The following is a 14493-nucleotide window of genomic DNA, read 5'->3' on the forward strand; positions in this document are numbered from 1 at the left end:
TGGTCGGCGTTGAAGGAATCGGTATGCAGTTGGATCCCGCGAGCGGGTGGTGTCATGGCGTGCAGATCTGCCCGTCGCCCAACTTCAATGAGCGCCCGGCGGGCGAAGTGTCCCTGTTGGTCATCCACAACATCAGCCTGCCGCCGGCGCAATTCGCCACGGGCAAGGTGCAGGAATTTTTCCAGAATCGTCTGGATGTCACCGAACACCCGTACTTTGCAGGCATCGCTGACCTGCGCGTCTCGGCGCATTTTCTGATCGAACGTGACGGCAAGGTCACCCAGTTTGTCTCTTGTCTGGAGCGCGCGTGGCACGCAGGCGTTTCTGTGTTCGAGGGCCGTGAAACCTGTAACGATTTTTCCGTGGGCATCGAGCTGGAAGGCACCGATGATCTGCCGTTCACCGACGAACAGTATTGTTCGTTGACTGCGCTGACCCGGCAGTTGCAGAAACGCTTTCCGGCGATCACCGATCAGCGTATCTGCGGCCACAGCGATATCGCTCCGGGGCGCAAGACCGATCCGGGACCGGCATTCGACTGGGCACGCTACCGCGCAGCCCTGGCAAAAGAGGAAGGACAATGAGTTTTCTGGTGTTACTGCTGGCGGTGTGGATCGAGAAGTTTTCGGCCCTGCGCCATCGGCTTCAACGCGACGGCGGATGGATCCGCGAACTGCACAAACTCGAAAACAGCAAACGGCTGGCCAGGCAACCGTGGCTGGTGCTGACGATTCTGGTGCTGTGCCCGGTGGCGTTGCTGGCGCTGTTGCTGCTGGTGCTGGAACCGGTGGCGTACGGTCTGCTGGCGCTGCCGGTGCATTTGCTGGTGGTGATTTACAGCCTCGGGCGTGGCGACCTGCTCGGCGGCCTCGGACCGTTCCGCGACGCCTGGCGCCGTGAGGATCTGCAAGCGGCGGCCCACGTGGCCAAGCGCGACCTGGACATCTGCGCCGACAGCGGCGAGCAATTGCTTGAACAAGTGCAGGGGCATCTGCTGTGGCAGGCCTATCAGAGTTTTTTTGCGGTGATCTTCTGGTACTTCCTCCTCGGCCCCGTGGCGGCATTGGCCTATCGCTTGCTGGCGCTGGCCGAAGAGCACGGCTGCAATCCGGCGCTGGTCGAGCGTGCTGCGCAATTGCGTCACGCTTTCGATTGGGTGCCGGTGCGTTTGCTGGCGGCAAGTCTTGCGTTGGTCGGCAACTTCGTAGCGGTCAGCCGGGTGATGCTGCATGAGCTGCTGAACTGGAACATCAGCGCTGCGCAGTTGATCAACAAGGTCGGCCTGGCCGCCGGGGAAGTTCCACCGCCAGTGGTCGGTCCGGACGGCATCAACACCCTCGATTGCCTGTGGGAACTGCTGCTGCGCGCGGCGGTGCTGTGGTATGCCGGGTTTGCCTTGTGGACGGTTCTGGTTCACTGATTACAGCGAGATCAAAAGATCGTCCGATCGCGGCCCGAGCCTTCGGCAGCTCCTACCTTGGAACGCATTTCCCTGTAGGAGCTGCCAAAGGCTGCGATCTTTTTTCTTTTGATTTGGCGATCACTGCATTGCCATTAACCTTAAGTTACAAAACCTCCCGCCGATTTACGCTATACAGAGATAGCGCCCGATAGTGGCTATCTGCTCTCGTCCCGCGCCTGCCAATAAAAACAAGAAAAACCAAGGGAGACTTCCAGTGAAGAGCTTGCTCTATCCCGCCGTCTCGCTGATGAACCGTCTGAGCTTCGGCATGAAGTTCAGCCTGATCAGCGTGCTGTTCCTGGTGCCGATGCTGGTGACCAATTTCTATCTGGTGCGCGACTCCTATCGCGAATTTCAGGGCACCCGCGTCGAACTGCAAAGTCTCGACCTGTTGGGCAGCAGCCTGACCCTGCGCCGGGATCTGGAAACCCTGAACAATCTGGTGCAGATCGACGTCACCCTCGGCCAGTCCGGCAAGGCCGGCAATGTCGAAGCGCAGATCCAGACGCTGGAGCAGGCTGTGCTCGCGCGCCTCGAAGGGCTGACGGCGATGACCGAAGACCCCGAGCAGATCAAGCAGTTCGAGGCCAAGCGCGATGAAATGATCGCCGCGTTCAAGGCCCAGCAAGCGGAGAGCTCGCTGCAAAGCAAAAGCGCGTTGATCGGCAAGTTGTTGGCCAGTGCGCAGATTTTCAGCCAGATCATCACCAGTCAGGCCGGGTTGAGCCGCGACAACCAGAGCGACATTCGTCAGCTCAGCGAACTGGTGACGCTGATTACCCCCAGCGTGACGCAAACCCTCGGCGAAGGCCGGGCGATGGGCTCGTATTCGTTGGGCCAGGGCTTTCTCAACAGTTCCTCCAGCACGCGTTTTGACGAGCTGCTGGTGCAGATTGAAAAACTCCAGGCCGAGTACGCTCTGAAACTGCAGGACGCCCTCGGTTCCAGCAGCGCTGCACGCGAATCCCTCAGCGCCCAGGCCGACAGCAGCAAGGCTTCGCTCAAACAGGCCAGCGAGCTGTTCGAAGAACAAGTGGTAATGGCCGACACCCTCGATGCGCCGTGGCAGGCATTCTACGATCAGGTCACCGGGCTGATGGAACACACCTACCAGCTCAATCAGGCCACGCTGAAATTCCTCGACAACCAGTTGCAGCAGCGACTGGCGCAGAACCGCACGCACATGATTCTGCAAGCCTCGGCGCTGTCGGTGGTGTTCGTGCTGATTTTCTATCTTTATGGCGGTTTCTACGCCTCGACCCGCACCACCCTGAAAAGCCTGGGCGCGATGATGGACAAGGTCGCGGCCGGTGACATGACCGTCAACTTCAAGGCCAGCAGCCGCGATGAACTGGGCGAGTTGGGCGAGGTGTTCAACGGCACGGTGAAGAAGATTCACGACTTGATCGAACGCGTGGGCCACACCGTTGGCGAAGTCGAGCGACAGGCCGGACAGGTCGAAAGCGTCTCGGCGCAGAGCAATCAGGCCGTGGCCGGGCAGCGCTCGCAGATCGAACAAGTGGCGACGGCGATGAACCAGATGTCGGCGACCTCAATGGAAGTCGCTCGCAGTGCCGCCGCTGCGGTGAGCAGCGCCCACAGCGTCAATGACGAAACCCTCAGCGGGCGCGGCCTGGTGGAATCGCAACAGGGCAGCATTGCCGCACTGGCCAGCGAAATCGACCAGTCGGTGCTGGTGATCAATCAACTGGCCAGCGACAGCCAGTCGATCAGCCGTGTGCTTGAGGTGATCAAGAGCATCGCCGAACAGACCAACCTGCTGGCGCTCAACGCCGCTATCGAAGCCGCGCGGGCCGGCGAGCAGGGGCGCGGTTTTGCCGTGGTCGCAGATGAAGTGCGCACGTTGGCCAAGCGTACCCAGCAATCGACCGAAGAAATCGAGCAGATGATCGCCAAACTGCATGGTGGCGTCGGCGCGGCGGTGAAGGCCATGGGCGTCAGCCATCAGATGGCCAATGGCACGGTGGGCCAGTCGGAAAAAGTCCAGCAGGCGCTGGAAAACATCCTTGGCGCGGTGGGCATGATCGTCGATCAGAACCAGCAGATCGCCGCTGCCGTCGAACAGCAGACCGCCGTGGCCCACGACATCGATCAGAACATCGTCGAGATCAACCGTGCCGGCGAACGCACAGCGCAAGGTGCGCACCAGACCGAAGATGCCAGCCGCGCGCTGTCGGCGCAGGTGGTTGAGCTCAAACAACTGATCAGCGCGTTTCGCGTCTGAGCCTGACACCGTCCCCCCGTAGGAGCTGACGAGTGCAACGAGGCTGCGATCTTTTGACTTTGCCTTTGAAGATCAAAAGATCGCAGCCTCGTTGCACTCGTCAGCTCCTACCCGGGTACGTGTTACCAGCCGAAGACTTCGCAGCAGTTGGCGGTGCTGGCGGCGGCCAGTTGTTCAGGCGTGATATTCATCAGCTCGGCCAGCGCCGCGCAAATCGCCGGCAGATGCGCCGGGCTGTTGCGCTGGCCGGGGAACATGGCGGGGGCCATGTCCGGTGAGTCGGTTTCCAGTACCACCGATTGCAGCGGCGGTTCCGGCAGGTCGTTGCACAGCCGAGACCCAGTTTGAGTCCCGCTTGATGTATTACCCTGCCTCCTCGCTCGCTATCTAGAAACCCATCGCAGTTTTCCGTTTTCGCGTTCAGCGCAAGCATCTTCGTAGATTCTTGATTTCGGCACGGCTGAGTGAAGCCGCTCGTCGGGACTGTCAGGTTTTACAGTAGGACGAGTTGGGTCAATCGGATTTACTAAATTGGCCTGAACGACCCGACCTATTTTCATCTTGTCTTTACTATGTTTTAAGGAGCGATCATGAAAGCAAGTAACAGATTTTCCGGTGGCAGACCTGCGCCTGGTGTAGAGAACGTTTCTAAAAAAAATACTATCACCAAAGAGAATTTTGAAAGGCTTAGCAAGAACGCGACTTTATATGACGGGGAGCTTCATGCGGTCAGGGGAGCTTACCGGGGGCAAATAAGATACAGATATTGGTGGAGTAGCGATGGAAGTATTTTTTACTGTTATTCCACAGAGTACACAATTAATGATCCAGATTATTTTGGAAGGCATAAGGCCAACATACATTTCAGTTTTGATGATGTTCAATGGTGGGGTATTGATTCTCCAGACAGTATGCGACAGGACGATAAGTGGAACGAGTGGGCTGTCGGAGGGTATGTAGGGGCAAATAAAAAAGCTCGAGTGTATGTCAGGTATGATTTTGACCTTCCTTTCTTTGATGAGAGCGGGGAGAATTCCGTCTACTATACTTTTCCTGGAAAGTGACTTGCTGTTTAAAAGTAGACAGGTTAAATCAAACTTTGGTCGTGGTATGTGCTGATCTGTACCTTCCGCTTTTTGGTCTTGGTCAAATTCCTTGAACTTATTGGATTATCGAAGATTTCGCAGTAGTGGGCTGAAAGCACTAAGTGATTACATCATTTAGCACAATCTAGAATGTAGGGGTGAGCCTGTTCGTAATAGCGGTCTGTCTGAAAAATAGCTGTAACTGACACACCGCTTTCGCGAGCAGGCTCGCTCCCACAGGGGATTGCGGTGCTACCAGCCGAAGACTTCGCAGCAGTTTGCCGTGCTGGCAGCGGCGAGTTGTTCAGCAGTGATATTCATCAGCTCGGCCAGCGCCGCACAAATCGCCGGCAGATGCGCCGGGCTGTTGCGCTGGCCGGGGAACATGGCGGGGGCCATGTCCGGTGAGTCGGTTTCCAGTACCACCGATTGCAGCGGCAGTTCCGGCAGCACCCGATGCATGCGCAGCGCCTGCGGCCAGGTCGGTGCGCCGCCGAGGCCCAGTTTGAAACCAAGCTTGATGTATTCCCGCGCTTCTTCGCGGCTGCCGGCGAAGGCGTGGATGATGCCGGCGCGTTCGAGCTTGAAGCGCTTGAGCGTGGCGATCACCGCTGCGTGGCTGCGGCGTACGTGGATCAGCGCCGGCAACCCGAAGTCTGCGGCCAGTTGCAGCTGCGCTTCGAACAACCCTTGTTGTCGCTCGCGATTGAGGTTTTCGATGAAGTAATCCAGGCCTATCTCGCCCACCGCACACAGCTGACGATGTCCGCGCAAGCGCGTCAGCCAGTCCCCCAGCGCATGCAAATCTTCGGGGCGATGCTGATCGAGAAACACCGGGTGCAATCCGAACGCCGCGTACAGGTCGGCATCGCTCTGCACCAGATCCCACACCCGTTGCCAGTTGCCCTGATGCACGCCCAGCACGACGATGCGCCGCACGCCGAGGGCACGGCTTTCTGCCAGCAGCGCCGCGCGATCGGCGTCGAAGTCGGGGAAGTCGAGGTGGGTGTGGCTGTCGATCAGCTCCACGATTCAGTCCCGATGAATACGCTGCTTGAAGGTCCGCGCAATGGCTTGCACGCCCGGTTGGTAGTCGTCCTGCTCCACGGCGGCCAGGGCCAGTTCCAGGGCCTTGTCGGCGATCAACTGGTGTTGCTGGGACATGGCGTTGACCGGCAGCGGCAGGAAATCCAGCAACTGCGTGTCGCCGAAGGTGCCGAGGCGCAGCGGCCGCGATTTCAGCGGGAAATCATGCAGGGCATCGAACACGCCTTGCAGCAGCACGTAGGAGGTGGTCACCAGTGCGTCAGGCAAATGCCCCAGACGCTGCAGGAGTTCTTCCATCAATTGCTTGCCGCACTCGCGGCTGAACGACTCGGCGTGCTCGATCAGCACCTCACCTTTGAAGTCTTTGAGCGCTGCGCGGAAACCGGCGGCACGCTCCTGGCTGATGCTCAGCTCCGGGCGTGCGCCGAGCAGCACGATCTGCTTTGGCTGCGGATCGAGCAGGCTCTGGGTCAGATGCAGGCTGGCCTCGCGGTCGTCGCTGATCACCGAGCAGAAATGCTCCGGCTCCATGACCCGGTCGATGGCGATGATCGGCAGACCCTTGGCCTGCAACTGGCGATAGCTGTCATCACCGGCCGGCAGGCAACTGGCGACGATCAGCGCATCGCAGCGACGCGCGCGGAACAGTTGCAGCAACTGGCGCTCGCTGTCCGGCGCGTCGTCGGAGCTGGCGATCAGCAATTGATAACCGCGCGCCCGCGCGCCTTGTTCGAGCAACTTGGCGATCCGCGCGTAACTGGGGTTTTCCAGATCCGGCAGGATAAAGCCCAGGGTGCGCGTGTGCCGACTGCGGAGGCCGGCCGCTTGCGGATTGGGCGTGAAGCCGTGCAGATCGACCACCGCGCGCACGCGCTCGACGGTCGCGTTGCTGATGCGTTGCTGTTCGGCCTTGCCGTTGATGACGTAGCTGGCGGTGGTGACGGAGACGCCGGCCAACCGCGCGATATCACTGAGTTTCAACCCGGTATTTCCTTGTTTTTTCGAGCATGCCGCGACATTTTCGCCAATCCTACCCGATAAGGGCAGCCGACTTGTTGCCTGGGCAGATCCGACCAGTTGGACTTCAAGGATGAGACATTATCGAGTAACGTGCCGATCAATCTAGATTAAACGTTTCAGCAAGCGTATTTTCTACGTTTTAGACGCCTTTGGCCGGTCCTGCCGTGAAACCGCCAAAACTGCCGCTGAAAAGCGCGGCAGAGCGCCTAAGCTGTGAACCATTCAAAACAATACCTGGCGTTGAACTGCGCCAAAAAGGAGATCGCATGCTCGAGCTCACTATAGAGCAGATATCCATGGGCCAGTCGGCCGTGGATAAACCCGCTGCCCTGCAATTGCTGGCCAGTCATCTGGTCGCCGATGGTCTGGTAGCTGACGGCTACCTCGCCGGCCTGCAGGCCCGGGAAGCCCAGGGCTCGACCTTTCTCGGTCAAGGCATCGCCATTCCCCACGGCACCCCGGAAACCCGCGATCAGGTATTCGCCACCGGCGTGCGCCTGATGCAGTTTCCTGATGGCGTCGACTGGGGCGATGGCCAGATCGTTTATCTGGCGATCGGCATCGCGGCGAAATCCGACGAACACCTGCGCCTGCTGCAACTGCTGACCCGCGCCCTCGGCGAGACCGATCTGGGCCAGGCCCTGCGTCGCGCCAGCTCCCCCGAAGCGCTGCTGAAACTGTTGCAAGGCGCGCCGCAGGAACTGGCGCTGGATGCGCAGATGATCGGCCTCGGCGTGTCGGCCGACGATTTCGAAGAACTGGTCTGGCGCGGCGCACGTCTGCTGCGTCAGGCCGATTGTGTGAGCAACGGCTTTGCCGGCGTGTTGCAGCAAGTCGAAGCGCTGCCACTGGGCGATGGCCTGTGGTGGCTGCACAGCGAGCAGACCGTGAAGCGTCCGGGACTGGCGTTCGTCACCCCGGACAAACCGATGCGCTACCTCGGCCAGCCGCTCAGCGGACTGTTCTGCCTCGCCAGTCTGGGCGAAGCGCATCAGGCGTTGCTCGAGCGTTTGTGCGCGTTGCTGATCGAAGGTCGCGGCCACGAACTGGGCCGCGCCACCAGCAGCCGCAAAGTCCTCGAAGTGCTGGGCGGTGAACTGCCTGCCGATTGGCCGAGTGCACGTATTGCCCTGGCCAATGCCCACGGTCTGCACGCACGGCCGGCGAAGATCCTCGCGCAACTGGCGAAGAGTTTTGATGGCGAAATCCGCGTGCGCATCGTCGACAGCCAGGACAGCGCCGTATCGGTGAAGAGCCTGAGCAAACTGCTCAGCCTCGGCGCCCGGCGCGGTCAGGTGCTGGAGCTGATCGCCGAACCGAGCATCGCCAGCGATGCCTTGCCGGCCTTGCTCGCGGCGATTGAAGAAGGCCTCGGTGAGGAAGTCGAGCCGCTGCCGGCCGTGAGTCAGCAGCGCGAAGTGATCGCCGACATCGCCGAAGTGCTGATCGCCCCGGCCTCCGGCAGCCTGTTGCAGGCGATTCCTGCCGCACCGGGCATCGCCATCGGCCCTGCGCACATTCAGGTGCTGCAAGCCATCGATTACCCGTTGCGCGGCGAGTCGGCGGCAATCGAGCGCGAGCGCCTCAAGCAAGCGCTGAGCGACGTGCGCCGCGACATCCAAGGCTTGATCGAACGCAGCAAGGCCAAGGCGATCCGCGAGATTTTCATCACTCACCAGGAAATGCTCGACGACCCGGATCTGACCGACGAAGTCGACACCCGCCTCAAGCAAGGCGAAAGCGCCGAAGCGGCGTGGATGGCAGTGATCGAAGCGGCCGCCAAACAGCAGGAGTCGCTGCAGGACGCTTTGCTCGCCGAGCGTGCCGCCGATCTGCGTGACATCGGTCGTCGCGTGCTGGCGCAATTGTGTGGCGTGCAGACCGCGAACGAACCTGAGCAACCGTACATTCTGGTGATGGACGAAGTCGGCCCGTCCGATGTCGCGCGCCTGGATCCTGCGCGAGTGGCGGGGATTCTCACCGCGCGCGGCGGTGCTACCGCGCACAGCGCCATCGTCGCCCGCGCGCTCGGTATTCCAGCACTGGTCGGCGCGGGTGCAGCGGTGCTGTTGCTCGAGCCGGGCACGCCGCTATTGCTCGACGGTCAGCGTGGCCGTCTGCATGTCGACGCCGATGCCGCGACCCTCAAGCGTGCCGCTGAAGAGCGCGACACCCGCGAGCAACGCCTGAAGATCGCCGCCGAACAACGCCATCAACCGGCACACACCACCGACGGCCACGCCGTCGAAGTGTTCGCCAACATCGGCGAAAGCGCAGGCGTGACCAGCGCGGTGGAGCAGGGCGCCGAAGGCATTGGTCTGCTGCGCACCGAACTGATTTTCATGGCCCACCCACAGGCGCCGGATGAGGCGACCCAGGAAGCCGAATACCGTCGCGTCCTCGATGGACTGGCCGGGCGGCCGCTGGTGGTGCGTACGCTCGATGTCGGCGGCGACAAACCGCTGCCGTATTGGCCGATTGCCAAGGAAGAAAACCCGTTCCTCGGCGTACGCGGCATCCGCCTGACCCTGCAGCGGCCGCAGATCATGGAAGCGCAACTGCGCGCCTTGCTGCGCTCGGCTGACAACCGTCCGCTGCGGATCATGTTCCCGATGGTCGGCAGCGTCGAAGAGTGGCGCCAGGCCCGTGACATGACCGAACGCCTGCGTCTGGAAATTCCAGTCGCCGACCTGCAACTGGGGATCATGATCGAGGTGCCGTCCGCCGCACTGCTCGCGCCGGTTCTGGCCAAGGAAGTCGACTTCTTCAGCGTCGGCACCAACGACTTGACCCAATACACCCTGGCCATCGACCGTGGTCACCCGACCCTGTCTGCGCAAGCGGATGGCTTGCACCCGGCGGTCCTGCAACTGATCGACATCACCGTGCGTGCCGCCCATGCCCATGGCAAATGGGTGGGCGTCTGCGGCGAACTGGCGGCAGATCCGCTGGCGGTGCCGGTGCTGGTCGGCCTCGGTGTCGACGAACTCAGCGTGTCCGGGCGCAGCATTGCCGAAGTCAAGGCGCGCATCCGTGAACTCAGCCTGCCCCAGGCGCAAACCCTCGCTCAACAGGCCCTGGCCGTGGGCAGCGCGAATGAAGTACGCGCATTAGTGGAGGCCCTGTAATGGCCAAGATTCTCACCCTGACCCTCAACCCTGCACTCGACCTCACCGTTGAGATGTCACGGCTCGATGCCGGTCAGGTCAATCGCAGCGAGGAGATGCACACCCACGCTGCGGGCAAAGGCGTCAACGTCGCCCAGGTGCTGGCGGATCTCGGCCATCAGGTCACCGTCAGCGGCTTTCTCGGCGAAGACAATCAGCAAGCGTTCGAAACCCTGTTCGCCAAGCGTGGTTTTGTCGACGCGTTCATCCGCGTGCCGGGCGAGACGCGCAGCAACATCAAAGTCGCCGAACAGGACGGGCGCATCACCGACATCAACGGGCCTGGCCCGGTGGTCGATGCAACGGCGCAGCAAGCCTTGCTTGATCGCTTGCAGCAGATCGCACCGGGGCACGATGCGGTGGTGGTCGCCGGCAGTCTGCCGCGTGGCGTCACCGCGCAATGGTTGCGCGAGCTGATTGAAAGGTTGAACGCGCTCGGCTTGAAAGTCGCCCTCGATTCCAGTGGTGAAGCCTTGCGCGCTGCGTTGCAGGCCAGCCCCTGGCTGATCAAACCGAACACCGAAGAATTGGCCCACGCCCTCGGCTGCGAAGTGGTCTCGCCGATCGCCGAAGCACAAGCCGCGGCACGTTTGCATGCGCAAGGCATCGAGCACGTGGTGATCTCCCACGGCGCCGACGGGGTCAACTGGTTCAGTGTCGGCTCAGCCCTGCACGCCACGCCGCCGAAGGTCAGCGTGGCCAGCACGGTCGGGGCCGGCGATTCCCTGCTGGCCGGCATGCTCCACGGTCTGCTCAGCGCCGACACCCCCGAGCAAACCCTGCGCACCGCCACCGCGATTGCGGCGATGGCGGTGACCCAGATCGGTTTTGGTATCAACGACGCAGCGCAACTGGCGCAGCTCGAACAGGGCGTGCGCGTGCGCCCCCTGACAGAACAATAAGAGGGTTTGTCATGAAGTTAGCCATTGTTACGGCTTGCCCGAACGGCATGGTCACCAGTGTGCTGTGCGCGCGTCTGCTCGATGCAGCGGCGCAGCGTCAGGGCTGGAGCACCAGCGTTGAAGTGGTCGATCCGGCGCACCCGGAACGCGAATTGTCGGCGGCGACCATCGAAGCCGCCGAGTGGGTCTTGCTGGTCACCACTGGCGCGGTGGACATGAGTCGCTTCGTCGGCAAGCGCGTGTTCCAGATCGCTCCGGCGCAGGCGCTGCAGGATGTCGAAGCGGTACTGCGTCGCGGTGCTGAAGAAGCCGAAGTCTACGTGGCCAGCGCAGTCGAAGCGGCGATTGACGCGCCACGTGCGCCACGCATCGTCGCCATCACGGCCTGCCCGACCGGCGTTGCCCACACCTTCATGGCCGCCGAAGCGTTGCAGCAGACCGCCAAGCGCCTGGGTTATGAATTGCAGGTCGAAACCCAAGGCTCGGTCGGCGCGAAAACCCCGCTCAGCGCAACGGCCATCGCCGAGGCAGACGTGGTGCTGCTGGCGGCGGATATCGACGTCGCCACCGAGCGTTTCGCCGGCAAGAAAATCTATCGCTGCGGCACGGGCGTTGCGCTGAAGCAGTCTGAAGCGACTTTGAAAAAAGCCCTGGCCGAAGGCGCTGTCGAAAGTGCGGCAAGCGACGGCAAGGCCCCGGCCAAGTCCGAGAAAACCGGCGTCTACAAGCACCTGCTCACGGGTGTGTCGTACATGCTGCCGATGGTGGTGGCGGGTGGTTTGCTGATCGCGTTGTCCTTCGTGTTCGGCATCACCGCGTACAAGGAAGAAGGCACGCTGGCGGCGGCGCTGATGCAGATCGGCGGCGAAACCGCGTTCAAACTGATGGTGCCGCTACTCGCCGGTTACATCGCCTACTCGATCGCCGACCGCCCGGGCCTTGCGCCGGGGATGATCGGCGGCTTGCTCGCAGGCACTCTGGGCGCCGGATTCATTGGCGGGATCATTGCTGGTTTCATTGCCGGTTACGCCGCCAAAGCCATCGCCCGCTATGTGAAATTGCCGCAGAGCCTGGAAGCGCTGAAGCCGATTCTGATCATCCCGTTGCTGGCCAGTCTGGTCACCGGTCTGGTGATGATTTACGTGGTCGGCAAACCCGTCGCCGGCATGCTCGCCGCGCTCACCCAGTTCCTCGACAGCATGGGCACCACCAACGCGATTCTGCTCGGCGTGTTGCTCGGCGGCATGATGTGCGTCGACCTCGGCGGGCCGATCAACAAGGCTGCCTATGCGTTTTCGGTGGGGCTGCTGGCCTCGCAGAGTTACGCACCGATGGCCGCGACCATGGCCGCCGGCATGGTGCCGCCGATTGGCCTGGGCATCGCCACCTTCATTGCCCGGCGCAAGTTCGCCCAGACTGAACGCGAGGCCGGCAAAGCGGCTTTCGTGCTGGGCCTGTGCTTTATCTCCGAAGGGGCGATTCCGTTTGCCGCCAAAGACCCGCTGCGGGTGATTCCGGCGAGCATCGCTGGCGGCGCGTTGACCGGTGCCTTGTCGATGTACTTCGGCTGCAAACTGATGGCGCCGCACGGTGGTTTGTTCGTGCTGGCGATCCCGAATGCGATCAACCATGCGCTGCTGTATCTGCTGGCGATTGTTGCGGGGAGCCTGGTCACGGCGGTGGTGTATGCGCTGCTCAAACGGCCTGAGGCTGTCGAGCTACCGCTGGAGCCCGCCAAGGCCTGACCGACAACACCAAATCCCTGTGGGAGCAAGCCTGCTCGCGAAAGCGGAGTGTCAGCTGAAGATGTGGTAGCTGGCAGGACGCTTTCGCGAGCAGGCTCGCTCCCCCAGGAGTCTGCATTGTCATAGCGGGTTCATACACCCATGCTTAAGTTTTCCCTTTTGCAGGGAGAACACCATGAGCGCTTTCAATCTCGGTCGGCGTCGCGTCATGCAAGCGGTCGGCGCCGGACTGTTGCTGCCGGGGCTGGCGCCGGCGGTGATTGCCTCGGTCAAGGATCGTCCGCAGCTCACCGACGGCGTGCAGTCCGGCGACCTGCTCGGCGACCGCGCGATGATCTGGAGCCGCAGCGATCGCCCGGCGCGCATGGTGGTCGAGTGGGACACCGGCAGCCTGTTCGGCAACCCGCGCAAATTCGTCTCGCCACTGGCCGATGCGCGCAGCGATTTCACCGCCCGCGTCGAACTCACCGGCCTGCCGGCCAACCAGGCAATCTTTTATCGCGTGCACTTCGAAGACGCCCAGAGCGGCGTCGCCAGCGAACCGTGGTTCGGCCATCTGCGCAGCGTGCCGACGGCCAGGCGCGACATCCGTTTTGTCTGGAGCGGTGACACCGTCGGCCAGGGCTTCGGAATCAACCCGGACATCGGCGGGATGCGCATCTACGAAGCCATGCGCCTGCGCCTGCCAGACTTCTTTATCCACAGCGGCGACACCATCTACGCCGACGGCCCGGTGCCCGCGCAACTGACCACCGAAAGCGGGCGCATCTGGCGCAATATCACCACCGAAGCCAAGAGCAAAGTCGCGCAGACCCTCGACGATTATCGCGGCAACTATCGCTACAACCTGATGGACGAAAACATCCGCCGCTTCAACGCCGAAGTGCCGCAGATCTGGCAGTGGGACGATCACGAAGTGGTCAACAACTGGTCGCCGGGCAAGCAGCTGGATGAGCGTTATCAGGAGAAAGATATCCACAAGCTGGTCGGCCGTGCGCGGCAGGCTTGGCTGGAATATGCGCCGATGCGTTTGCAAGCGGCGGACGGCGGCGGGCGCATTTATCGCAAGCTCAGTTACGGACCAATGCTCGACGTATTCGTGCTGGATATGCGCAGCTATCGCGAAGCCAACGACGACAACCTCGGCGCGGCAAAACCGTTTCTCGGCCGCGAGCAGCTGGACTGGCTCAAGCGTGAATTGCAGGCGTCGACGGCGCAGTGGAAAGTCATCGCCGCCGACATGCCCATCAGCCTTGGCGTCCCGGACGGCGAGGTCAGCCCGGGCGTTGCGCGTTGGGAAGCCGTGGCCAACGGCGACCCCGGCCCGGCGCAGGGGCGTGAACTGGAAATTGCCGAATTGCTCGGATTTTTACGTGCGCAGCAGGTGCGTAATTTCGTGTTTCTGACGGCGGACGTGCACTACTGCGCGGCGCATCACTATCATCCGGACCGCGCGGCGTTTCAGGATTTCGAACCGTTCTGGGAATTTGTCGCCGGGCCGCTGAATGCCGGCAGTTTCGGGCCGAATCCACTGGACAAGACGTTCGGGCCTGAGGTGGTGTTCGAGAAAGCACCGCCCGCACAGAACACCTCACCGTTTGCCGGGTTTCAGTTTTTTGGTGAGGTGAATATTGAAGCGCAGAGCGGGGAGATGAGCGTGGTGTTGCGGGATCTGGATGGGGTAGCAGTGTTTGAGCAGAAGTTGCAGCCTGTTTAATCACGCTGGATCAAAAGCCCCTCACCCCAGCCCTCTCCCGGAGGGAGAGGGAGCCGACCGAGGTGTCTTGCGTCATGCATCGACCTGGAAGACCGAGGTGATT

Annotated in this window: 10 protein-coding genes and 1 pseudogene; 8 read left to right on the top strand and 3 right to left on the bottom strand. The window is 61.7% G+C overall.

Annotated features, from left to right (window positions below; genetic code table 11):
* Window positions 1-23 precede the first annotated feature (23 nt).
* The 3 genes from ampD (at window position 24) to D8U60_RS02615 (ending at window position 3707) form a co-directional block, all read left to right on the top strand.
* Window positions 24-584 (top strand): 1,6-anhydro-N-acetylmuramyl-L-alanine amidase AmpD, encoded by a 561-nt coding sequence (gene ampD, locus D8U60_RS02605; protein WP_122880542.1) that lies wholly within the window; start codon window positions 24-26, stop codon window positions 582-584.
* A complete protein-coding gene (gene ampE / locus D8U60_RS02610; protein WP_016771744.1) occupies window positions 581-1420 on the top strand; it encodes a regulatory signaling modulator protein AmpE in 840 nt (279 codons plus the stop codon). The genes ampD and ampE overlap by 4 nt, the downstream gene beginning before the upstream one ends.
* A gap of 256 nt (window positions 1421-1676) precedes the next feature.
* Entirely contained in the window at window positions 1677-3707 is a 2031-nt protein-coding gene (locus tag D8U60_RS02615) for a methyl-accepting chemotaxis protein (protein ID WP_130899407.1), read from the top strand.
* Between the two features lie 122 nt (window positions 3708-3829).
* Here D8U60_RS02615 and D8U60_RS02620 read toward each other — a convergent pair.
* Window positions 3830-4015: pseudogene (locus D8U60_RS02620) on the bottom strand (TatD family hydrolase); the annotation flags it as partial.
* A 282-nt stretch (window positions 4016-4297) separates the two neighbouring features.
* Here D8U60_RS02620 and D8U60_RS02625 point away from each other — a divergent pair.
* The gene (locus D8U60_RS02625) at window positions 4298-4771 is read left to right on the top strand and encodes a hypothetical protein (RefSeq protein ID WP_122699438.1); all 474 of its coding nucleotides are present in this window, start codon (window positions 4298-4300) and stop codon (window positions 4769-4771) included.
* A gap of 273 nt (window positions 4772-5044) precedes the next feature.
* On the opposite strand, the gene D8U60_RS02630 is transcribed toward D8U60_RS02625, so the two are convergent.
* Together D8U60_RS02630 and cra are read right to left on the bottom strand one after the other, a co-directional pair.
* Window positions 5045-5821, bottom strand: a complete 777-nt coding sequence (locus D8U60_RS02630) for a TatD family hydrolase (RefSeq protein ID WP_130899408.1) — start codon at window positions 5819-5821, stop codon at window positions 5045-5047.
* Between the two features lie 3 nt (window positions 5822-5824).
* Window positions 5825-6820 carry a catabolite repressor/activator gene (gene cra / locus D8U60_RS02635; RefSeq protein WP_122699955.1) on the bottom strand — a complete coding sequence of 332 codons (996 nt, stop codon included), beginning with the start codon at window positions 6818-6820 and terminating at the stop codon, window positions 5825-5827.
* A 305-nt stretch (window positions 6821-7125) separates the two neighbouring features.
* On the opposite strand from cra, the gene ptsP reads away from it, so the two are divergent.
* The 4 genes from ptsP to D8U60_RS02655 all read left to right on the top strand — a co-directional run bounded on the left by ptsP (window position 7126) and on the right by D8U60_RS02655 (window position 14390).
* Window positions 7126-9987 (top strand): phosphoenolpyruvate--protein phosphotransferase, encoded by a 2862-nt coding sequence (ptsP, locus tag D8U60_RS02640; RefSeq protein WP_130899409.1) that lies wholly within the window; start codon window positions 7126-7128, stop codon window positions 9985-9987.
* Entirely contained in the window at window positions 9987-10928 is a 942-nt protein-coding gene (gene pfkB, locus D8U60_RS02645; protein WP_130899410.1) for a 1-phosphofructokinase, read from the top strand. Before ptsP ends, pfkB begins: the two co-directional genes overlap by 1 nt.
* Window positions 10929-10939: 11 nt before the next feature.
* On the top strand, window positions 10940-12673 hold the full coding sequence (locus D8U60_RS02650) for a PTS fructose-like transporter subunit IIB (protein ID WP_130899411.1): 1734 nt from the start codon (window positions 10940-10942) through the stop codon (window positions 12671-12673).
* A 175-nt stretch (window positions 12674-12848) separates the two neighbouring features.
* Window positions 12849-14390 carry an alkaline phosphatase D family protein gene (locus tag D8U60_RS02655; RefSeq protein ID WP_130899412.1) on the top strand — a complete coding sequence of 514 codons (1542 nt, stop codon included), beginning with the start codon at window positions 12849-12851 and terminating at the stop codon, window positions 14388-14390.
* The last annotated feature ends 103 nt before the right edge of the window (window positions 14391-14493 follow it).

Source organism: Pseudomonas sp. Sample_11, from assembly GCF_004307505.1.
GTDB lineage: Bacteria > Pseudomonadota > Gammaproteobacteria > Pseudomonadales > Pseudomonadaceae > Aquipseudomonas > Aquipseudomonas atacamensis.